At 64.9% G+C, this 18,823-nt stretch carries 23 protein-coding genes and 1 tRNA gene; 6 read left to right on the forward strand and 18 right to left on the reverse strand.

Going from position 1 to position 18,823, the window contains the following annotated elements:
- The first annotated feature begins 69 nt into the window (after nt 1–69).
- The gene (locus ABD923_RS08670) at nt 70–1,896 is read left to right on the forward strand and encodes a M3 family oligoendopeptidase (protein WP_259550271.1); all 1,827 of its coding nucleotides are present in this window, start codon (nt 70–72) and stop codon (nt 1,894–1,896) included.
- A gap of 55 nt (nt 1,897–1,951) precedes the next feature.
- On the opposite strand, the gene ABD923_RS08675 is transcribed toward ABD923_RS08670, so the two are convergent.
- Complete coding sequence (locus tag ABD923_RS08675) at nt 1,952–2,848, reverse strand: hydrogen peroxide-inducible genes activator (RefSeq protein WP_259550272.1); 897 nt, start codon at nt 2,846–2,848, stop codon at nt 1,952–1,954.
- Nucleotides 2,849–2,957: 109 nt separating this feature from the next.
- On the opposite strand from ABD923_RS08675, the gene ABD923_RS08680 reads away from it, so the two are divergent.
- The gene (locus ABD923_RS08680; protein WP_259550273.1) at nt 2,958–3,602 is read left to right on the forward strand and encodes a peroxiredoxin; all 645 of its coding nucleotides are present in this window, start codon (nt 2,958–2,960) and stop codon (nt 3,600–3,602) included.
- A 104-nt stretch (nt 3,603–3,706) separates the two neighbouring features.
- Nucleotides 3,707–4,579, forward strand: coding sequence for an MBL fold metallo-hydrolase (locus ABD923_RS08685; RefSeq protein ID WP_259550274.1), 873 nt, complete (start codon nt 3,707–3,709; stop codon nt 4,577–4,579).
- 30 nt (nt 4,580–4,609) lie between these two features.
- Here the strand turns inward: ABD923_RS08685 and ABD923_RS08690 are convergent, their stop codons facing one another.
- The 7 genes from ABD923_RS08690 to ABD923_RS08720 form a co-directional block, all read right to left on the reverse strand.
- The gene (locus ABD923_RS08690; protein ID WP_425584020.1) at nt 4,610–5,038 is read right to left on the reverse strand and encodes a DoxX family protein; all 429 of its coding nucleotides are present in this window, start codon (nt 5,036–5,038) and stop codon (nt 4,610–4,612) included.
- Nucleotides 5,035–5,304 carry a DksA/TraR family C4-type zinc finger protein gene (locus ABD923_RS08695; RefSeq protein ID WP_222191084.1) on the reverse strand — a complete coding sequence of 90 codons (270 nt, stop codon included), beginning with the start codon at nt 5,302–5,304 and terminating at the stop codon, nt 5,035–5,037. Before ABD923_RS08695 ends, ABD923_RS08690 begins: the two co-directional genes overlap by 4 nt.
- Nucleotides 5,305–5,377: 73 nt before the next feature.
- Complete coding sequence (locus ABD923_RS08700; RefSeq protein ID WP_259550276.1) at nt 5,378–5,677, reverse strand: DUF4389 domain-containing protein; 300 nt, start codon at nt 5,675–5,677, stop codon at nt 5,378–5,380.
- 72 nt (nt 5,678–5,749) lie between these two features.
- Nucleotides 5,750–7,456, reverse strand: a complete 1,707-nt coding sequence (locus ABD923_RS08705) for a tryptophan halogenase family protein (RefSeq protein WP_259550277.1) — start codon at nt 7,454–7,456, stop codon at nt 5,750–5,752.
- Between the two features lie 88 nt (nt 7,457–7,544).
- Nucleotides 7,545–8,510 carry a Gfo/Idh/MocA family protein gene (locus ABD923_RS08710; RefSeq protein ID WP_259550278.1) on the reverse strand — a complete coding sequence of 322 codons (966 nt, stop codon included), beginning with the start codon at nt 8,508–8,510 and terminating at the stop codon, nt 7,545–7,547.
- A 178-nt stretch (nt 8,511–8,688) separates the two neighbouring features.
- Nucleotides 8,689–9,585: an RNA polymerase sigma factor RpoH gene (gene rpoH / locus ABD923_RS08715; RefSeq protein WP_222191081.1), complete on the reverse strand. Its 897-nt coding sequence runs from the start codon at nt 9,583–9,585 to the stop codon at nt 8,689–8,691.
- 154 nt (nt 9,586–9,739) lie between these two features.
- Nucleotides 9,740–10,774 (reverse strand): RluA family pseudouridine synthase, encoded by a 1,035-nt coding sequence (locus ABD923_RS08720; protein WP_259550279.1) that lies wholly within the window; start codon nt 10,772–10,774, stop codon nt 9,740–9,742.
- Between ABD923_RS08720 and ABD923_RS08725 the strand changes: the two genes are divergently transcribed.
- Nucleotides 10,773–11,093, forward strand: coding sequence for a DUF6476 family protein (locus ABD923_RS08725; protein WP_222191079.1), 321 nt, complete (start codon nt 10,773–10,775; stop codon nt 11,091–11,093). The two genes, ABD923_RS08720 and ABD923_RS08725, sit on opposite strands and share 2 nt — an antisense overlap.
- A 23-nt stretch (nt 11,094–11,116) precedes the next feature.
- Here the strand turns inward: ABD923_RS08725 and ABD923_RS08730 are convergent.
- Both ABD923_RS08730 and ABD923_RS08735 read right to left on the reverse strand, forming a co-directional pair.
- Nucleotides 11,117–11,193: transfer RNA gene (locus ABD923_RS08730), tRNA-His, on the reverse strand.
- Nucleotides 11,194–11,257: 64 nt separating this feature from the next.
- The gene (locus ABD923_RS08735; RefSeq protein ID WP_259550280.1) at nt 11,258–11,758 is read right to left on the reverse strand and encodes a GNAT family N-acetyltransferase; all 501 of its coding nucleotides are present in this window, start codon (nt 11,756–11,758) and stop codon (nt 11,258–11,260) included.
- A gap of 66 nt (nt 11,759–11,824) precedes the next feature.
- Between ABD923_RS08735 and ABD923_RS08740 the strand changes: the two genes are divergently transcribed.
- Together ABD923_RS08740 and ABD923_RS08745 are read left to right on the forward strand one after the other, a co-directional pair.
- A complete protein-coding gene (locus ABD923_RS08740) occupies nt 11,825–12,025 on the forward strand; it encodes a DUF6324 family protein (protein ID WP_222191077.1) in 201 nt (66 codons plus the stop codon).
- A 114-nt stretch (nt 12,026–12,139) separates the two neighbouring features.
- Complete coding sequence (locus ABD923_RS08745) at nt 12,140–13,336, forward strand: cation:proton antiporter (protein ID WP_259550281.1); 1,197 nt, start codon at nt 12,140–12,142, stop codon at nt 13,334–13,336.
- Here the strand turns inward: ABD923_RS08745 and ABD923_RS08750 are convergent.
- The 8 genes from ABD923_RS08750 to ribB all read right to left on the reverse strand — a co-directional run bounded on the left by ABD923_RS08750 (nt 13,303) and on the right by ribB (nt 18,783).
- A complete protein-coding gene (locus ABD923_RS08750; RefSeq protein ID WP_259550282.1) occupies nt 13,303–13,764 on the reverse strand; it encodes an MmcB family DNA repair protein in 462 nt (153 codons plus the stop codon). The genes ABD923_RS08745 and ABD923_RS08750 overlap by 34 nt on opposite strands.
- A 318-nt stretch (nt 13,765–14,082) precedes the next feature.
- The gene (locus ABD923_RS08755) at nt 14,083–14,406 is read right to left on the reverse strand and encodes a hypothetical protein (RefSeq protein ID WP_259550283.1); all 324 of its coding nucleotides are present in this window, start codon (nt 14,404–14,406) and stop codon (nt 14,083–14,085) included.
- An 89-nt stretch (nt 14,407–14,495) separates the two neighbouring features.
- Entirely contained in the window at nt 14,496–15,425 is a 930-nt protein-coding gene (locus tag ABD923_RS08760) for a calcium/sodium antiporter (protein WP_259550284.1), read from the reverse strand.
- A gap of 132 nt (nt 15,426–15,557) precedes the next feature.
- A complete protein-coding gene (locus ABD923_RS08765) occupies nt 15,558–15,914 on the reverse strand; it encodes a YigZ family protein (protein WP_222191073.1) in 357 nt (118 codons plus the stop codon).
- Between the two features lie 10 nt (nt 15,915–15,924).
- Nucleotides 15,925–16,500: an HdeD family acid-resistance protein gene (locus ABD923_RS08770; protein ID WP_259550285.1), complete on the reverse strand. Its 576-nt coding sequence runs from the start codon at nt 16,498–16,500 to the stop codon at nt 15,925–15,927.
- A 95-nt stretch (nt 16,501–16,595) separates the two neighbouring features.
- Nucleotides 16,596–17,066, reverse strand: a complete 471-nt coding sequence (gene nusB / locus ABD923_RS08775; protein WP_222191283.1) for a transcription antitermination factor NusB — start codon at nt 17,064–17,066, stop codon at nt 16,596–16,598.
- A 38-nt stretch (nt 17,067–17,104) separates the two neighbouring features.
- Nucleotides 17,105–17,653, reverse strand: coding sequence for a 6,7-dimethyl-8-ribityllumazine synthase (locus ABD923_RS08780; RefSeq protein WP_259550286.1), 549 nt, complete (start codon nt 17,651–17,653; stop codon nt 17,105–17,107).
- On the reverse strand, nt 17,653–18,783 hold the full coding sequence (gene ribB, locus ABD923_RS08785; protein WP_259550287.1) for a 3,4-dihydroxy-2-butanone-4-phosphate synthase: 1,131 nt from the start codon (nt 18,781–18,783) through the stop codon (nt 17,653–17,655). The genes ABD923_RS08780 and ribB overlap by 1 nt, the downstream gene beginning before the upstream one ends.
- Between the last annotated feature and the right edge of the window lie 40 nt (nt 18,784–18,823).

The following is an 18,823-nucleotide window of genomic DNA, read 5'->3' on the forward strand; positions in this document are numbered from 1 at the left end:
TGAGACTACGGGGGACGCGGCGCATATCTTGGACCAACACCACTCAATCGACGCAATCGAGGTTTCCAGATGATGCTTCCCTTCCCCGCCGCCCTGCCCCGTGACGCCGCGACCGAGGCCGGGGGCGTGCCGCTTGGCGACCTGCCGGAATGGAACCTCGACGATCTCTACACCGCGCAGGACGCGCCCGAGTTGAAGCGCGACCTTGACTGGCTGGAAGAGGCCTGTGCCAGTTTCGCCGCCGATTACGAGGGCAAACTGGCCGATCTGGACGCCGCCGCCCTCCTGGACTGCGTGCTGCGCTACGAGAAGATCGACCTGATCGCGGGGCGCATCATGTCCTATGCCGGCCTGCGCTATTACCAGCACACGACCGACGCCGAGCGCGCCAAGTTCATGTCCGACATGCAGGACAAAATCACCACCTTCACCACGCCGCTTGTCTTCTTCAGCCTGGAATTCAACCGCATCCCGGATGAGCGTTACGACGCGCTGATGGCCGAGAACGCGGACCTCGCCCGCTACAAGCCCGTCTTCGACCGGATGCGGGCGATGAAGCCCTACCAGCTGTCGGACGAGTTGGAGAAATTCCTGCACGACCAGTCGGTGGTCGGCTCGTCGGCGTGGAACAAGCTGTTCGATGAAACCATCGCGGGGCTGAGCTTCGAGGTCGATGGCGAAACCCTTGGCATCGAGGCCACGCTGAACCTGCTGACCGAACAGGACCGCGCCAAGCGCGAGTCCGGCGCCCGCGCGCTGGCCGAGACGTTCCAGTCCCGCCTGCCTCTCTTTGCCCGCGTGCACAACACGCTGGCCAAGGAAAAGGAGATCGAGGATCGCTGGCGCGGCTTGCCGACCCCGCAGATGGGCCGTCACCTCGCCAACCATGTCGAGCCCGAGGTGGTCGAGGCCCTGCGCAACGCGGTCGTCAAAGCCTACCCGCGCCTGAGCCACCGCTATTACAAGCTGAAAGCCAAGTGGCTGGGCCTCGACACGCTGCAAGTCTGGGACCGCAACGCGCCGCTGCCGATGGAGGAAACCCGCATCGTCGGCTGGGACGAGGCGCGCAAACTGGTCTCCGACGCCTATGCCGGGTTCGACCCGCGCATGGCCGAGCTGGCCGAGCCGTTCTTTACCGATGGCTGGATCGACGCCGCCGTGAAAGAGGGCAAGGCGCCCGGTGCTTTCGCGCATCCCACCGTCGTGGACGTGCACCCCTACGTGATGCTCAACTACCTCGGCAAACCGCGCGACGTGATGACGCTCGCGCATGAGTTGGGCCATGGCGTGCACCAGCGCCTTGCCGCCGGTCAGGGCGAATTGCTGTCCTCCACCCCGCTGACCCTGGCCGAAACGGCAAGCGTGTTCGGCGAGATGCTGACCTTCCGCAAGATGCTGGCCGAGGCCAGGGACGACCAGCAGAAGAAGGTGATGCTGGCGGGCAAGGTCGAGGACATGATCAACACGGTCGTCCGCCAGATCGCCTTCTATGATTTCGAATGCAAACTGCACGAGGCGCGCCGTGGCGGGGAGCTGACCCCCGACGACATCAACGCGCTCTGGATGAGCGTGCAGGCCGAGTCCCTCGGGCCGGTCTTCGAGTTCATGGAGGGCTACGAGACGTTCTGGGCCTACATCCCCCATTTCGTGCATTCGCCCTTCTACGTCTATGCCTATGCCTTCGGCGATGGCCTCGTGAACGCGCTCTATGCCGTCTACGAAGAAGGCACGCCCGGCTTCGAGGAAAAGTATTTCGAGATGCTCAAGGCGGGCGGGTCCAAGCACCACAAGGAATTGCTGGCCCCCTTTGGTCTCGATGCCTCCGACCCTGCCTTCTGGGACAAGGGCCTGAGCATGATCGAGGGCTTCATCGACGAGTTGGAAGCGATGGAGTGACGCGCTCGCTCTCTTCATCCCGACTGCAAATGGCCGCCCTTGGGCGGCCATTTTTTCAGGTGCCGCGCGCCATCGTGTCCCGCGTTCGGATCAACACGTCACCGATCCGCCGGAAGACCTCGGACCGTGCGCTTGTCTTTCGCCATGCCAGCACGACCTGACGAGGGCAGGCCTCGGGCAAGGGCGTCAGGGCCACCTCGCCGCCTGACGCGACCCCAGCGTCCACGGCGAGGTTCGGCAACAGCGTGATCCCCAACCCTTCGGACACCATGGCGATCAGCGTGGTCAGACTGGTGGCGGAAAAGCTTTCGTCCTGTTCCAGATGGCGGTTGGGAAAGGCCTGAAGCGCGTGGCGTTGCAGGCAGTGGCCCTTTTCGAGGAGCATGACCTGCCCGCCCTCCTGAAGCGCCGCAGGGCCGTTCGCGGCCATCGGACCGGGCGGCGTCGCCAGTTGGTAACCGTCCTCGAACAGTGGCATGTGATCCAGCGACCCGATCTCGAAGGGCAAGGCGATCAGGATCACGTCGAGCCGCCCCTCGGTCAGCCCGGCGATCAGGCTTTCGGTCATTTCCTCGCGCAGGTAGATTTTCAGCCTTGGAAAGGCCCTGCGCAACGCGGGCAGAGCGGGCGGGATCAGGTAGGGACCGATCGTCGGGATCGCCCCAAGCCGCAACTCTCCCTCGTCCGGCCGCAGATGCGCCTCGGCCAGCTTGCCGATCTCCTCGGCCTCCAGCAGCAGGCGTCGCCCGCGCGCCGCGATCTCCTCGCCCAGGGGGGTCAGCATCACGCTGCGCCGCGTGCGTTCGACCAATTGTACGCCAAGACGCTCCTCCATCTCCTTGATGCCGGCACTCAGCGTCGGCTGGGTCACGAAACAGGCCTCGGCCGCGCGCGAGAAATTCAACTGGTCGGCCACGGCAACAAGGAAACGGAGGTGGCGGAGGGTCACCATTAGTTATTGCCTTTCTCGATATCTGAAAGCTTTTTAATTGATTTCACCAAGGCTGCGCCACCCCTTATCTCTTCCTCATCGGAACACACCAACCCCATCGGAGACAGAGATGACTGACCAGATCCAGCCCACCGGCCCCCGCCTGAACGAAACCGCCCCGGCCTTTGACGCGCCCACCACCCACGGTCAGAAGACCCTCGAAGACTACCGGGGCAAGTGGCTGATCCTGTTCTCGCACCCGGCCGATTTCACGCCCGTCTGCACCACCGAGTTCATCGCCTTCGCCAAGAAACAGGATGAGTTCAACGCGCTGAACACCGAGCTTTTGGGCCTGTCGATCGACAGCCACTACAGCCACATCGCCTGGATGCTGAACATCAAGGAGAAATTCGGCGTCGAGATTCGCTTCCCGATCATCGCCGACCTGAACATGGCGGTGGCGCAGGCCTATGGCATGATCCAGCCCGGCGCCTCTGACACGGCGGCTGTCCGCGCGACCTTCATCATCGACCCCGAGGGCGTTCTGCGCGCCATGGTCTACTACCCGATGAACGCGGGCCGCTCGGTCGACGAGATCCACCGCCTGCTGGTCGCCCTGCAAACGGCGGACGAGAACGCCTGCGCCATGCCCGAGAACTGGAAGCCGGGCGACGAGGTGATCGTGCCGACGCCGAAAACCCCGGAAGAGGCCGCCGCCCGCGTCGGCGAAGGCTACAACACGGTCGATTGGTATTTCTCGACCCGCGCCCTCTGACCCGGCCTCACGCAAGCTCACGACCGCGTGAGCGGGCCGATCTTCTCGGCCCGCTCCGCATTGACCCTGCAAAAGATTGACCGCGACAAGGAAAGGGACATCCCATGACCAACCCGATCGTCAAAACCTTCTGGGACGAACCGACCGGAAGCTGGCAATACGTCTTCCACGACCCCGAGACGATGAAGGGCGCAATCGTGGACCCGGTTCTGGATTACGACGCCAACGCCGGCGCCACCTACACGAAGAACGCGCAAGCGATCCTCGACTATGTCCGCGACACGGGCATCGAGGTCGAATGGATCCTCGACACCCACCCCCATGCCGACCATTTCTCGGCCGGGCCCTGGCTGAAGGAAAAGCTGGGCGCACCGACGGCCATCGGCGAAAAGGTCGTGGGCGTTCAGAAACTGTGGCAGGGCATCTACAACCTGCCCGAGGCTTTCCCGACGGACGGCTCGCAATGGGATCGTCTCTGGGCCGATGGCGACACGTTCAAGGTCGGCACTATCGACGTTCGCGTGATCTTTTCGCCGGGCCACACGCTGGCCTCGGTCACCTATGTCGCGGGCGACGCGGCCTTCGTGCATGACACGCTGATGATGCCCGACAGCGGCACCTCGCGCGCCGACTTCCCGGGCGGGTCGTCCAGAGACCTTTACGAGACAATCCAGAAGATCTTGTCCCTGCCCGACGAAACCCGCGTCTTCATTGGCCATGACTACGCCCCCAAGGGCCGCGAGGCGCAATGCGAGGCGACCGTGGGCCAGCACAAGGCGATGAACATCCACCTGCGCAACGCCCCGTCCGAGGCCGAGTATCGCGAGGTGCGCGATGCCCGCGATGCCACCCTGCCCCTGCCCAAGCTGATGCTGGCCGCGCTTCAGGTGAATGTCCGCGGCGGGCGCTTGCCTGAACCCGAGGGGAACGGACGCTCCTACCTCAAGGTGCCGATGAACTGTTTCGAGCCGCGCTGAGACGCGCGCAATAACCTGAAAAGCCCGGCCTTAGTGGTCGGGCTTTTTGCGCCTCGGCCAAAGCCGCACGTGCCATTTCACATATCGCCCCGGCCCCGTCGCCGCGAGGATCAGCAAGCCCCCGGCAATCGACCAGTTCTTGACCATGATTGTCACCTGCCACGGGTCGGCCCGCAATTGCCAATGGAAGAAGCTGGTGACCAGGCAATAGGCCGCCAGCACCAACGCCCAGGCCCGGACCCATGGGCCAAAGACCAGCGCCAACGCCGCAACCAGGTTGAACAGCGCGACCGGCCAGACAAGCCAAGCGGGCAGTGCGATGCCGGTCAGCATCCCCTGCACCTGCGATGGGTCAAGGATTTTCTGAAACGTCCCTCCAAGAAACAAAACCGCAATCAGTACACGCCCGGTCAGGTTCAGCATGTCCGGCAGGCGGGATTGGAGCAGAGGCGCGTTCACTTCAACTGGCTGTCCTTGGAGCCGCGCCGGTTGATCCCGCCACGCGCCTCGGGGCGAGAATCGCGCTGGCTCGCACAGTCGATGCAGAGCTTCACGCCGGGGATCGCCCTGCGCCGCGCCTCGGGGATTTCCTCGTCGCACTCGACGCAATGGGTGGCGCTGTCGCCTTGCGGCTGCTTGCGCGCCTTGAGGCGTTTCAACTCATCCTCGATCGAGGCTTCGATCTGTTCCGATACCGCGCCGTCGCGCGCCCATCCGCCTGCCATGGCCGAGTCCTCCTGACCGGATCAGCCTACGCCCGTGCGGCCCGAGCCTGCAAGCGACCCAGCGGGGCGCAGGTCAATCAAGCTCCGTCCACGGCCAAGGCTTCACCTCGGACGCCGCCGATTGATAGCGCGCAGCCTTGGCCATCCAGATCCCCAGATCGGTCCCGAAATCCGCCAGCCGCGCGTTCTTTTCGCCGTTATTGACCAGCATGATGATGAATTGCACGACCGTCAGCACCGTCAGGACGGTTTGGGAAATCGACAGCATGAAGGCGATCAGCAGCATGTAGATCAGCCGCATGCCAAGGTTGTCTTTCTCGGCGTCCGGCTGTTCGCCGTGAAGCCGCCCTTCGATCTTTTCGTCGTCCGCCAAAGCACCCGTCCTTACAGCTGGCCTATTCTGCACAAGGTGGGCCTATTCTGTCCGTGCCGCAACCGTTGACGGCTACAAGAGGCTCGCTTCGTCCGCCGGTTCCGCGTCCTTGGCCGGTTTTACCGGGGGAAATGTCATCTGCGCGGCCATCTTGGCGCCCGGCGTTGCAATCGTGGCGGACGGGCCGCCAAAACCTGCGAAAACCGGGGGCTGCTGCGGCCGGTCCGGAACAAGGGGCTCGCCCCGCAAGTCCCGCAACAGGGTCGTATGATCAGCGGCATTGGCAACCATGCCCTCGATCGACGCGCGCATGCGGCCCAGATGGGTGCGCCAATACTCGCCGCGCGTGACGAAGTTCTGGCCGATCCGCTCCTTGCCATAGCCCGTCTCGTAGACCCGCTTGCCCAGCATGACGGCCTGGTAGACCGTGAAGGGGAACAGCGTCTGGAACTCGATATCATAGGCCCCCGGCAGGACGTGCTGCCATAGTTCAAGGTTCCTGGCGAGACTGTCGGGCACCTCCAGCTCGGTCCGGGCGTCGATCCAGTACTGGCTGTCGGTGCGATTGCCCAAGGCGTAGTGCAGGCAGATGAAATCCCGCACTTCGTCATAAAGGTTCCCGGTCAGACGATTGTAGCTGTCGCGCAGGACCGGGGCGAAATCGGTGTCCGGGAAATACGTAAAGAGCCAGCGAATGGAGGTGTCGATCATGTGGATAGCGGTCGATTCCAGCGGCTCGATGAACCCGCCGGACAGGCCGATGGCCACGCAATTCTTGACCCACAGGTTGCGGCTGCGCCCGACGCGCATGGGGATGACCCGCGGCTCCAGCCCCTCGCCCTCGGGACCGAGATGACCAAGGAATTCCGTCATCGCCTCTTCGTCGGTCCGGTGGGACGAGGAAAAGACATATCCCGTTCCAACCCGGTTGAAGAGCGGCACACGCCAGCTCCATCCGGCACCAAGCGCGGTGGAGCGCGTCGCGCAATCGACCTTCACCTCACCCTCGTGGGGGATCTGGACCGCCAGCGCCCGATCATTGGCCAGGTATTTCGAATAGGGGATGAACGGCTCTTCCAAGACCTTGTTGATCAGAAGACCGCGGAACCCGGTGCAGTCGATGACCAGTTCGACCGGATGCTCTCCACGCTCCTGCAAGACGAGTGAGGCGATGTTCCCGGTTTCCCCGTCCCGCGTGACGTCCACCACGTCATCGAGGATGTGCACCACACCCCGGTCCTTGGAAATATCGCGCATAAGCCCCGCGAACCGACCTGCATCGAGATGATAGGCATAGCCGGCCTCGCCCGAGAACTCGGGCTGACCCAAGGGGCGGGGGCCTTTGCCCGCACGGATCAGGTCCAGCGCCGGGGCATAGGTCTGCGCGAATTCAAGCCCGCCCGCGCCTTCGCGCAGATAGTAATAGGCCAGATCGACACCCGCGACATAGCCCGGACGACCGAAGGGATTGACGTAGTCGATGAAGTCGCCGTTCCGGTCCACGTTCCATTTCTGGAACATGACGCCCAGCTTGAACGAGGCATTACAGGCCTTGAAGAACTCGCGCTCCGAGACGCCGCAGGTCTTCAAAACCCTTGGCATGCCGGGAACCGTCGCCTCCCCCACGCCCACGGTCGGGACATTTGGCGATTCGATCAGCGTGATCCCCATGCGGCTTTTGCCGCCCTCGCCGCGGAACATCGCGTTCATAAGCATGGCCGTCATCCAGCCTGCCGTGCCGCCACCGACGATCGTGATGTTGGAAATCGGATCTGCCATCGGTGCACCTCCGCAGGCCATGTGTTGACGCTACGGCAGCCTAACCGATTCGGTTTGGATTACAGAATCGCGCGGGTCGGGCGTAAGGTCAAAGCGCCGCGAAGATCTTGTCGATGAAGGCTTGCGTGCCGCGGGAGACTTCCAGCGGGCAGGCATAGGCACCGCCGTCGAGGACGCTGGCGGCCACCGCTTCGACCTGGTTTTTGTATTGCTGCTCTGTGGGATAGCGGATCAGGTCTTCGTCCAGCCCGGTCCTGCGCCAGCGGATCGCGGCCTCGCCATAGCTGCCCGCGTTGAACGGCGCGTCGACCACGAGACTGCCCTCGCTGCCGTGGAACACCATTTCCTGCCTCAGCCCCGCGCGCATCGAGACGTAGAAGGAAAACCGCGCGTCGCCCAGCCGGGCCTGCACCCAGGTGCTCGAATCGACCCCCTTCTCGATGATGGCATCGGCCCATGTCAGCTCCGGCTCAAGCCCCGTCGCGATCCGCGCCGCCCCGATGGGATAGACACCGATGTCACGCAGCGCGCCGCCACCCAGGGCCGCATCGTTGCGCACATTCGCGGCGCCCGCAGGCAGCGGATAGGTGAAGACCCCTGCAACGGTGTGGAGCTTGCCGATCCCGCCTTCGGCGAGGATCTCCCGGATGCGGGCCCATTGCGGATGATGGGCGGGCATCCACGCCTCGGCGATGAACACGCCCGTCTCGTCGCGCAGGGCGATCAGGCGGTCGACATCGCCCGCCGTCATGCCGATGGGCTTTTCGCACAGCACCGCTTTGCCGGCTTGAGCGGCCTTCTCGCTCCACTCGACATGCAGCGCGTTGGGCAAGGGGATGTAGACCGCGTCGATCTCGGGGTCGGCCAGCAGGTCGTCATAGCTGGCATGGACCCGAAGACCGGGGGCAAAGCTCTGAAACGGCGCCGCTTTGGCAGCGTCCCGCGTGGCCACGGCAGCAAGCTCGGCCCGGTCGGCGGCATGGATGGCGGGGGCCATCGTCTTGCGGGCGAAGTTGGATGCCCCCAGAACGCCCCAACGCAGGTAATCGCGCATCTGTCTTGCCCCTTCCGATTGGCTTGGTTGTCTGGCTCAGCCTATCCTGCGGGCCTGCACGGGCGCAAACGGGCTTGCCGAACGTCCTCTCGCGCCGCCACCGACAAAAGCAAGCAGCCCGACATCGAAAAAGGCGCCGGATTTCCCCGGCGCCCTTTGACATCTGGTCTCGAATGGGTCAGGCGCTGGCCAACATGCCCTGTTCGCGCGCCAGTTCCCGCATCCGCTTTTGCAGCTTTTCGAACGCGCGCACCTCGATCTGGCGAATGCGCTCGCGGCTGACATTGTAGACGCCCGACAGGTCCTCAAGGGTGACCGGGCTGTCCTGCAAACGCCGCTGGGTGAGGATGTCGCGCTCGCGCTCGTTCAGCACTTCCATCGCCTCTTCCATCATGGCCATGCGCTGGCTGAACTCGTCCTTCTCGGCATAATCCTCGGCCTGGTTGGCGCTTTCGTCCTCCAGCCAATCCTGCCACTGGGTCGAGCTGTCATCCTCGGTGCCGATGGTCGCGTTCAGCGAGGCATCCCCCCCCGACAGGCGACGGTTCATCGAGATGACCTCGTCCTCGGTCACGCCAAGATCGTTGGCGATACGGGCCACGTTCTCGGGCCGCATGTCGCCGTCTTCCAGCGCACCGATGCGGGCTTTGGCCTTTCGCAGGTTAAAGAACAGCTTTTTCTGCGCGCTGGTGGTGCCCAGCTTCACAAGGCTCCAGGACCGCAGGATGTATTCCTGGATCGCGGCGCGGATCCACCACATCGCGTAGGTCGCGAGGCGAAAGCCCTTCTCGGGATCGAAGCGTTTGACGGCCTGCATCAGGCCCACGTTCGCCTCGGAAATCACCTCGGCCTGCGGCAGGCCGTAGCCGCGATAACCCATCGCGATTTTCGCGGCGAGGCGCAGGTGGCTGGTGACCATCTTGTGCGCGGCCTCGGTGTCCTGATCCTCGACCCACCGTTTGGCCAGCATGTATTCTTCTTCCGGTTCCAGCATCGGGAACTTACGGATTTCTTGCAGGTAGCGGTTCAGACCCTGCTCCGGCGACGGCGCCGGCAGATTTGCAAAATTGCTCATATATCGGTCCCCCTGTTCGACCGTGTTGAGACTTATGTAAACCGGATTAACTTTATTTCAAGTCTCCCCGGCTTCGAGATCCTCTCCTGTATGTGCTGCGCACAATCGAACATCAATACAGATTTCACGCCGATCACGTGCAATTGTGCGCAGTTTACAGGCCCGTATCGCGCAGCAGGTGCAAAAGGCCTGCCATATCCTTCGGCAAATCCGCATCGAAACGCATCATCTCGCCGCTGACGGGATGCACGAAGCCAAGGCTTGCCGCGTGAAGGGCTTGGCGATTGAAACCGTTCAGGGCCTCTGCCGGTTCCCGCCCAAGCACCTTTTCCGCCACTTTCCGCCGCCCGCCATAGACCGGGTCGCCGATCAGGGCATGGCCGACATGGGCCATGTGCACGCGGATCTGGTGGGTGCGCCCGGTCTCCAACCGGCAGGAGACGCGCGACACCACCCCGGCGAAGCTTTCCTCGACCCGCACGCGTGTGACCGCGTGCCGCCCGCCGGAAAACACCACCGCCTGCCGCTGCCGGTCGGTCTTGTGGCGCCCCAGATGCGTGGTGATCTTCATCACGCCACCCTCTTCGAAGCTGACCCCGCGCACGCCGCGCAGTCGCGGGTCCGCCGGGTTCGGGACGCCGTGGCAGAGCGCGACATACTCCCGCTCGACACTGTGGGCCGCGAATTGATCGGCCAGCCCATGATGCGCCCTGTCCGATTTCGCCACGACCAGCAGTCCGCTCGTATCCTTGTCGATCCGGTGCACGATGCCAGGGCGTTTTTCGCCCCCCACCCCCGACAGGTTACCGCCGAAATGGTGCAGCAGCGCATTGACCAGCGTGCCGCCGGGCGTGCCCGGCGCGGGATGCACCACCATGCCTGCGGGCTTGTTGACGACGATGAGGTCGTCATCTTCATGAAGGATGTCCAGGGCGATCGCCTCGGGCCGGGTTTCGACCTCGGCGGCCTCTTCGACCGTGATTTCGATCAGGTCGCCCTCGGACAGCCTGGCCCGCGCATCGGTGACGACGGTCCCGTTCACCGACACCGCCCCGCCCTCGATCAGGCGCGCGAGGCGGGACCGGCTCAGGCTCTCGCCCTCTGGCACGTCTCGGGCCAGTGCCTTATCAAGACGCGGGGCCGGGTCCGGCCCGATGGGAAACGAGACAAGGCGGGCAGAAGTGGACATGGACGACGCTCCGAAGGACCAGGCCGGCCTGCCGCGCGAATTGCGTTTCCTGAAAACGCTCGTGACGATCCTGACCGTGGTGATGATCGCAGGCGTGATAACGATCACGGCGCTGCTTGTCATCCGACTCAACGATACGGGAACCGCGCCGGTGATCACCGTCGCGCCCGGCGACTTCGACCTGCCCGACGGTGTCGGGGTCACGGGGTTCCAGCTGGCGGGTCAGCACGTCATCGTCATCGGCGATGACGGGATGGTCCGCGTGTTCGACGCCGAAAGCGGCGCGCAAGTGCAAGAGCTTGCACTGCCCGAGGGCTGAGTGTTCTCGCTAATGCGGTGGGATGGTACCAGCGCCCCGGCTCGAACGGGGGACCTCCTGATCCACAATCAGGCGCTCTAACCAACTGAGCTACGCCGGCACTGCGTGGCGAAATACTCGTGCCGCGCGAGCATTGCAAGGGGGTTTTGGGCAGGTTTTCGCAGTCAGACTCTCACCAGATCGAGACGCCATTCCTGTTCCACCAGATCGACCCCGAAGGAGTGGACCGGCTCGGACCGCACCAGCGTGAACCCGGCCTTTTCATAAAGCGCACAGGCCGCCCGATGGCTTTCATGCGTCCAGAGGATCAAGGCGCGGCACCCCTTGGCGCGGGCATAGGCGATACATTCGGCCAGCAGCCGCTTGCCAAGGCCGGTGCCGCGCGCCTCGGGGCGGATCAGGAAAAGGCGCAGTTTCGCGAGTCCCGGCTCGGGCCCTTTGACGCAGAAGATCGAGCCAAGCCGCTCCCCCCCGCGCCACGCGATCCAGGCACGCTCGCAGTCCGCATCGCGGGTCTCGATGTAATCGGCGAGGATACGGGCCACCAGCGACTCGAAACTGGCGTCGAATCCCTCGTCCCGATGATAGAGCTCGGCATGTTGCTGGATCAGCCAGCCCGCATCCCCGACCCCAAGGTCCCGCAATTCGATCTCGCCGTCAGCCATACGGCCCTCCCTTGCCTTGGACAGGCGAAGCGACTACGCCCTCAGCCAGTTTGACGGAGACCGGACATGGGCATCAACAGCGAAAGCGATATCGAGGCCAATCTGCAGATCGGACCGACGACGCTCGGGATGGTGCGGATCTACCTTGAGGGCAATGGCATCGACCTGCCGCTGGATTTCGACCCCGAGGAGGCGGAAGAGATCGCCGAAGAACTGCGCGCCGCGGCGGCGGCCGCCCGCAAGATGGGCAAGAAGGGCAAGGGCTGATCCGGGGGCTGGCGGAAATCTCGAGATTTCCGGTCCGAAAAACCCCGGTTTTTCGGCTGCGGGGCGTGCGCGACCCGAAGACCGCCCCACCTGTCCGTGGCCGGCCCCTGCACCATGGATGAGATCGCGCGCCTTTTCGTGACACTCGGCGCCCTGTTCCTCGCGGGGCTGGCCGCCGATGCGCTGGGGCGCAGCACCCGGTTGCCGCGCGTGACACTTCTCTTGCTGATCGGCGTGACGGCGGGCCAATCGGGGCTTGGCCTGATCCCGGCCGAGGCAAGCGACCTGTTCGAGATCCTGTCCACGGCGGCCCTGACCCTTGTGGCCTTCCTGCTGGGCAATGCGCTGACGCGCGAGAAACTGGCCGCGCATGGCCGGGCGATCCTGATCCTGTCCTGGTCGGTCGTCGGCATGACCCTGATGATCGTCGCGCCGGGGCTGTGGTTGGCTGACCTGCCACCCGCGCTGGCGCTGATCCTGGCCGCCATCGCCACGGCCACCGCCCCTGCCGCAACCGCCGACATCCTGCACCAATCGGGCGCGACGGGTGGCTTTGCCGACCGCATTCGCGGCATCGTGGCCGTGGACGACGCCTGGGGCCTGATCGTGTTCAGCCTCGTCCTCGTGGCGGCTGGTGCCCTGACGGGCAATGGCGAGGGCGGCAACGCGTTGATCCACGCCGCGCGAGACCTCGGGGGCGCCGTCCTTGTCGGCCTGCTGGTGGGCCTGCCCGGCGCGGCCCTGACCGGGCGGCTGTCACCGGGCGAGCCGTTGCAGACCGAGGCGCTTGGCCTCGTCTTCCTGACCGCAGGGCTGGCCGCGTGGCTGGACGTGTCGATCCTGATCGCGGGCCTGGTCGCGGGCGCCAGCATCGCCAATCTCGCCCGCCACCACGACCGCGCCTTTCACGAGATCGAGCATCTGCAATGGCCCTTCATGCTGCTGTTCTTCGTCATGGCGGGCGCCGTGCTGGAGGTTGAAGGCCTGGTCCATCTCGGCGCGCTCGGGGCGGCCTATGTCGGCCTGCGGATCGCGGCGCGTCTTCTGGGCGGCTGGATCGGCGGGCGCGTGGCCGGGCTGGAGGCCACGGAATGTCGCTGGATCGGTCCGGCCCTCATGCCGCAGGCGGGCGTCGCCGTCGGCATGGCGCTGGTGGCCGGCGAGGCCTTTCCCGACTGGCGCGAGACGATCCTGACCCTGACCGTCGGCACCACCGTGATCTTCGAGTTGATCGGCCCGCCCCTGACGCTGCTGGCGCTGACCCGTGTCGGGCGTGCTCAGAGCACCGCGCCGGGGTCGCGCAACAGCTGAAGCCGCTGCGCCGCGATGCGGGCGAAGCGCTGCGTCACGGCCTTGCGCCGCGCGCCGGCCAGTTTCGTTTCCGGCCCCATGCGCAGGATCTCGGCGTCATAGCCATCGGCGATGATCAGCCCCGTTTCAGGCGGCAGAAGGTCGGTCGGAAACCCCTCGTCCACCGCCCAGAAATACCGGTCGCCCCAATCGAGGTAACCCTGCCACTTGGCGTCCGAGGTGAAATCCACCCGGCTCGACTTGCACTCGATCACCCACAACTCGCCCTTGGGGCCAAGCGCCATCACGTCCAGCCGCTTGCCACGGTCGGGCGTGAACTCCTCGACGCAGGCGAAACCATGGCTGGCCAGGTGCCGACAGACGCCACGGGCCAGAACCTGGCCGGGCATCATCCCCTCGACGGCGGCTTGTGCGGCAAGATCAACCATATCGAAAGAATGGAACATTTGCGGAACATATACAAGCGCGTGAAGACCGGCGCACACCCTTGTCCCGCATGGCCATGCGCCTTATGTGCAGTCGGGACGGGTTCTGCCCTTCTCGTACCTGTGGCAAAATTCCAGTGGCCTTAATCATTTCCGAGGGAGCTGGCTCTGTCCGGGCCGTGGCTCGGTTACCTGGCGCCCACCTGTAATTACAGGCTCTCGGGAATTCACGCCTCTACGGTTGGTGCGGTCCCGTCACCCCGCAAGACACGAAAACGCCGGCCACGACGGGCCGGCGTTTCGTTTTCTCGGTGCCAGACCTCAGGCGCGGCGGTCGTCGGCCTTGACCGGGATCGGGATCGCGATGGCGTCCAGCACCGGGATCGCGTCGCGCTTGCCGCCCTTCGACTCGTCGTCGTCGTTTTCCTCGACCATCATCATGATGCGGAACCCGATCTGCGCCGATCCGAAGGTGATGGTGCAGAACACAACCAGCATGATCAGGGCGATCGGCCCTTCCGCCGTGTGGGTCACAAGGTGCCACAGGTTCGCGATATTGAGGTAGAGAAGCCCGCCCACGAAGGCCAGTGACAGCAGGAAGCCGATGAAGGCGTGAAACAGGATCAGCTTGATATGGTCTGGCATCGCGGCATCTCTCTCGCTTTGGTCACTGACAAAGGTAACAGCAAAGCGGCGCGGGACAAGCCCTTGCGCCGATCTGCGCGGGGATCGGCCTAGGCCGAGGCGGCAAGCCAGCCGATATACCCCGCATACCCGGCCAGCAGGGCCAAAGCCGCCCCCCTGCCGATCCGGCCAAGCGCGATCAGGCCCACCAGCACAAGCGCCGAGACCGCCAGCACGCCCCCGTCGACCAACCCGATATCCGGCGGCACCACCAACGGGTGGCTGAGCGCCGTCAGCCCGAGGATGCCCGCGACGTTGAAGATGTTCGATCCGAGGATATTGCCAAGGCTCATCGCCCCTTGCCCGCGCAGGGCCGCAACCACGCTGGTGGCCAGTTCCGGAAGCGAGGTTCCCACCGCAACCAGGGTCAGGCCGATCACGGCCTCGGACACGCCCAGTTCCTGCGCGATCCGCGTCGCACCGCCCACCAGAAGGCTTGCCCCAAAGACCAGCACGGCAATCCCTACAAGGGCGAGGGCAAATCCCCTCCAAAGGGGCATTCTTGCAGCCTCCACCGGCAGATCCCCCTCCGCCGGCGCGGGGCGGTCCGTGCGCAGCACCACCCAGAGATAGGCAACCAGGCCCATCAGCAGCAGGGCCCCGGCAAGACGCCCGGCTTCCCCCAGCAGCAGGATCAGGACCCCGGCCGCCGTGGCAAGCAGCAGGCCGATGACATCGGACACAGGCGCAACCCCGCGCAGCGCCATGGGAGAGATCAGCGCAGCACAGCCAAGGATCAGCAGGATGTTGGCGATGTTCGAGCCGACGACATTGCCGATCGCGATACCCGGCGCCCCGTCGAAAGCCGCGCGGAGCGAGGTCACGAGCTCAGGCGTCGAGGTGCCGAACCCCAGAACCGTTGCGCCGATCACCGCACTGGGCAGGCCGAGCCTTTGCGCAAGACCGACGCCGCCGCGCACGAGCACCTCGCCCCCCGCAACCAGCATCGCCAGACCAATACCGACAAAAAGAAAATCCATGTCGCCTTCACTCCCTCCACAGGCTCGGGACAGCCGACCATGGGTGCAGCGCAGATGGGGCGTGCGCGCCATCCTGCTAGGGGGCGCGGCAAGATTTTTTCGCCCCTGTCGACAGACGATCTGCGCGCGCCGTCAGGTCAGCCCGGCCTCTTCAAGGTAAACGCGCACCGCCTCCTGCACGTGGCGGAACCGATCACCCCCCAAATGTTTGCCGCCATACCAGCGCGTGACCACGACGATATGCCCCTGCACGCCTTCGCGCTCCAACATGCGCAGGATGACCATACCGGCCCCGGCCTCGCCATCGTCGTTTTTCAGCGGGCCGTCCGCCGTCACCACGCCCCATGTGTTATGGGTCGCCTTGGCGAATTTCTTTTTCCGCTTCAGCTCTTTCAGGAAGGCCGCCGCCTCCTCGGCCGTGGCGCAAGGACCACCCGAGACGGCGTATTTCGACCCGCGGTCGCTGATGATGTTGTCGAGTGTCAGCACACGGGGCGGTTTAAGCCGCCCGCGCCAGCGCCACAAGCGACAGACCAGAGGTCAGGAAGTGCAGGCCCATCAGAAGGCCAAGCGCCCAAGCCGCCGTGCCCGGCAAGCCCGCGATCAGAAAAACACCCAACCCCACGGACAAAACGCCCGACCCGAGCAGCCATCCCCAGCCGCGCCGGGCCCGGTTTTGCAGCGCGATCATGGTCTCGAACACGCCTTGCATCAGGAACACCACGCCAAGGACCAGCGTCAGGCCGACCAATCCCGTCAGCGGAAAAAAGGCGAGGTAGACACCCGCCGCCAGAAGCAGCACGGCGATCAGCCCGTTCCAGAGGGCCGACTCCCACCTGCGCGTGTGAAACGCGTGCCACAGCGTCAGCCCGCCCATCGCCAGCATGAGCCAGCCGAACAGCAGCTTGGCCGCGATGCTGGCTATCAGGGGAAAGACGATGGCCGCGACACCCGCGACGATCAGGGCCACCCCAAGCGCGATGAAGGTGCCGCGATGGGCGCGGATCGCGTCCAGAACCTCGGGCGGCGGCGTCGGGCCACCCGTTCCGAACCCGTTGTCATTCTGATTGGACATCGCCTTGATCCTCCGTTCCTCGGGGCCACCCAAGCGGCCCCCTTTTCACGTGGGAGGAACGGCAGACAACCGCAAGGGGTTCCGCCGTGGCGCGTTCAGAACGCCTCGGGCTTGGCCTCGCGCGCCATGTGATCGAGCACAGCGTTGACGAACTTGGGTTCGCGCCCCTCGGGGAAAAAGGCGCGCGCGACATCCACATATTCGGTGATGACCACCTTCGGCGGCGCCGAACCTTCGACCAGTTCCGCCCCCGCCGCGCGGAACAGCGCCCGCAAGGTCGGGTCGATCCGGTCGATGGGCCATTTCGCCACCAGCGCGCGGTCGGTCATCTGGTCGATCCGGGCCTGCCGCGTGACGGCATCTTCCAGCGTCTTGGCAAAGAGGTAAGGGTCGCCCTCGGCCATCTCGTCGCCTTCGTAGACGGCGCCAAAACGGTGCGTCTCGAATTCGCGCCGCACCTCGTCGAAGGTCTGGCCCGAGACTTCCATCTGGAACAGCGCCTGCACCGCGTAGAGCCGCGCGGCCGAGCGCATCTGGCGCTTCTCCTCCCGGCTGGGTTTCGGCATCTGGCGCGGGGCGCCCTCGGTCGTGTCGTCTTCGTCGCTCATGCGGTGGCGGGTCCTTCACTGCCCCCCGCGATCTCGATCGTCTCGGCGCGGGGTTTGAATCCGACGCCGCCCTTAGGCCGTCCGAACCGGCGCGTCAACGCGATCAGGTGGAGCGCCGCCGCCGCAGCCCCGCCGCCCTTGTTCTGATCCTCGGGATTCGCGCGCACCGCGGCCTGCTCGTAATTCTCGACGGTCAGGATGCCGTTGCCGATGCAGGCCCCTTCGAGGCCCAGCAACTGGATCGCGCGCGAGCTGTCATTGCAGACCGTGTCGTAATGGGTCGTCTCGCCCCGGATGACGCAGCCAAGGGCCACGAACCCGTCGAAATTGGACTGGCGATAGGCGATGCGGATGGCCGTTGGTACCTCGAGTGCGCCGGGCACCTCGATCACCTCGTAGCTGCCGCCGACCTTCTCGATCTCGGCCTTGGCGCCCGCGATCATCCAATCGGCGATTTCCTTGTAATAGGGCGCCACCACGATGGCGAGTTTCACCGGCTTGTCGAATTCCGGCAGCGGAAGGACGTAATGAGAAGCTCCGGCCATTATCCCAACTCCGAGATCTTGCGCGTGTCGAGGATGCTCAGCCCGTAGGCGTCCAGCCCCACCACCTTGGGTTTCGGCGAATTGGTCAACAGGATCATGTCCGAGATCCCGAGCGAGGACAGGATCTGCGCCCCCAGCCCGTATTGCCGCAGCGTCTGCGGAGAGGCCTCGCCCTCAACCGCCAGTTTCATCGTCAGGTCCCGCAGCAGGACGACCACGCCGCGCCCTTCCTCGGCAATCAGGCGCATGGCATCGGCGAACTCACCCGCGCGGCCCTTGGGACCGACGCCGACGATATCCATCAGCGGGTCCAGCGCGTGCATCCGCACCAGAACCGGCTCGTCCGTCTCGATATCGCCCTTGATCAGCACGATATGTTCGGCGCCCTGCGTCTCGTCGGTGTAGATGCGCATCCGCCATTCGCCACCGAACTCGCTTTCGATGACCTCCTCGGCGCGCACCTTGACCAGGTTGTCATGGCGGCGACGGTAGGCGATCAGGTCGGAAATCGTCCCGATCTTGAGGTTGTGACGCTGTGCGAAGGCGATCAGGTCGGGCAGGCGCGCCATCGACCCGTCCTCGTTCATGATCTCGCAGATCACGCCCGAGGGGTTCAGCCCCGCCAACCGCGAGATATCGACCGCCGCCTCGGTATGGCCCGCGCGCACCAGCACGCCGCCATCCCGCGCGCGCAGCGGGAACACATGCCCCGGCGTCGCGATGTCGGCCGCGCCCTTGGACGCATCTATGGCCACCTGCACCGTTTTCGCGCGGTCGGCCGCCGAGATGCCCGTGGTCACGCCCTCGCGCGCCTCGATCGAGATGGTGAAAGCCGTCTCGTGCCGCGACGAGTTGTTCGTCGACATCAGTTGCAGGCCCAGCTGTTCGATCCGGTCGCTGGTCATCGACAGGCAGATCAACCCGCGCCCGTGCATGGCCATGAAGTTGATCACGTCCGGCGTCGCCCATTGCGCGGGAATCACGAGGTCGCCCTCGTTCTCCCGATCCTCGTGATCGACAAGGATGAACATGTGCCCGTTGCGGGCGTCGTCGATGATCTCCTCGATCGAGGAGATGGCGTCGGACCAGTCCCGCTCGACCGGGCCCGGGGTTTCATATGCTTGCGTCATGGCCGCCCTTCACGCGTCATTTCCCGCTGGCAGATAGACC

This window comes from [Roseibacterium] beibuensis (assembly GCF_039542305.1).
Classification (GTDB): Bacteria; Pseudomonadota; Alphaproteobacteria; order Rhodobacterales; family Rhodobacteraceae; genus Roseibacterium; species Roseibacterium beibuensis.

Bases quoted from the DNA above. Each gene is read 5' to 3' on its own strand.
- ABD923_RS08745 (WP_259550281.1), top strand. From the start codon at position 12,140: ATGGATGAGATCGCGCGCCTTTTCGTGACACTCGGCGCCCTGTTCCTC.
- ABD923_RS08770 (WP_259550285.1), bottom strand. From the start codon at position 16,500: ATGTCCAATCAGAATGACAACGGGTTCGGAACGGGTGGCCCGACGCCG.
- ABD923_RS08670 (WP_259550271.1), top strand. From the start codon at position 70: ATGATGCTTCCCTTCCCCGCCGCCCTGCCCCGTGACGCCGCGACCGAG.
- ABD923_RS08680 (WP_259550273.1), top strand. From the start codon at position 2,958: ATGACTGACCAGATCCAGCCCACCGGCCCCCGCCTGAACGAAACCGCC.
- ABD923_RS08705 (WP_259550277.1), bottom strand. From the start codon at position 7,456: ATGGCAGATCCGATTTCCAACATCACGATCGTCGGTGGCGGCACGGCA.
- ABD923_RS08735 (WP_259550280.1), bottom strand. From the start codon at position 11,758: ATGGCTGACGGCGAGATCGAATTGCGGGACCTTGGGGTCGGGGATGCG.
- ABD923_RS08760 (WP_259550284.1), bottom strand. From the start codon at position 15,425: ATGGATTTTCTTTTTGTCGGTATTGGTCTGGCGATGCTGGTTGCGGGG.
- ABD923_RS08685 (WP_259550274.1), top strand. From the start codon at position 3,707: ATGACCAACCCGATCGTCAAAACCTTCTGGGACGAACCGACCGGAAGC.
- ABD923_RS08675 (WP_259550272.1), bottom strand. From the start codon at position 2,848: ATGGTGACCCTCCGCCACCTCCGTTTCCTTGTTGCCGTGGCCGACCAG.
- ABD923_RS08710 (WP_259550278.1), bottom strand. From the start codon at position 8,510: ATGCGCGATTACCTGCGTTGGGGCGTTCTGGGGGCATCCAACTTCGCC.
- ABD923_RS08755 (WP_259550283.1), bottom strand. From the start codon at position 14,406: ATGCCAGACCATATCAAGCTGATCCTGTTTCACGCCTTCATCGGCTTC.
- ABD923_RS08720 (WP_259550279.1), bottom strand. From the start codon at position 10,774: ATGTCCACTTCTGCCCGCCTTGTCTCGTTTCCCATCGGGCCGGACCCG.
- ABD923_RS08750 (WP_259550282.1), bottom strand. From the start codon at position 13,764: ATGGTTGATCTTGCCGCACAAGCCGCCGTCGAGGGGATGATGCCCGGC.
- ABD923_RS08780 (WP_259550286.1), bottom strand. From the start codon at position 17,653: ATGGCCGGAGCTTCTCATTACGTCCTTCCGCTGCCGGAATTCGACAAG.
- ribB (WP_259550287.1), bottom strand. From the start codon at position 18,783: ATGACGCAAGCATATGAAACCCCGGGCCCGGTCGAGCGGGACTGGTCC.
- ABD923_RS08725 (WP_222191079.1), top strand. From the start codon at position 10,773: ATGGACGACGCTCCGAAGGACCAGGCCGGCCTGCCGCGCGAATTGCGT.
- rpoH (WP_222191081.1), bottom strand. From the start codon at position 9,585: ATGAGCAATTTTGCAAATCTGCCGGCGCCGTCGCCGGAGCAGGGTCTG.
- ABD923_RS08740 (WP_222191077.1), top strand. From the start codon at position 11,825: ATGGGCATCAACAGCGAAAGCGATATCGAGGCCAATCTGCAGATCGGA.
- nusB (WP_222191283.1), bottom strand. From the start codon at position 17,066: ATGCCGAAACCCAGCCGGGAGGAGAAGCGCCAGATGCGCTCGGCCGCG.
- ABD923_RS08695 (WP_222191084.1), bottom strand. From the start codon at position 5,304: ATGGCAGGCGGATGGGCGCGCGACGGCGCGGTATCGGAACAGATCGAA.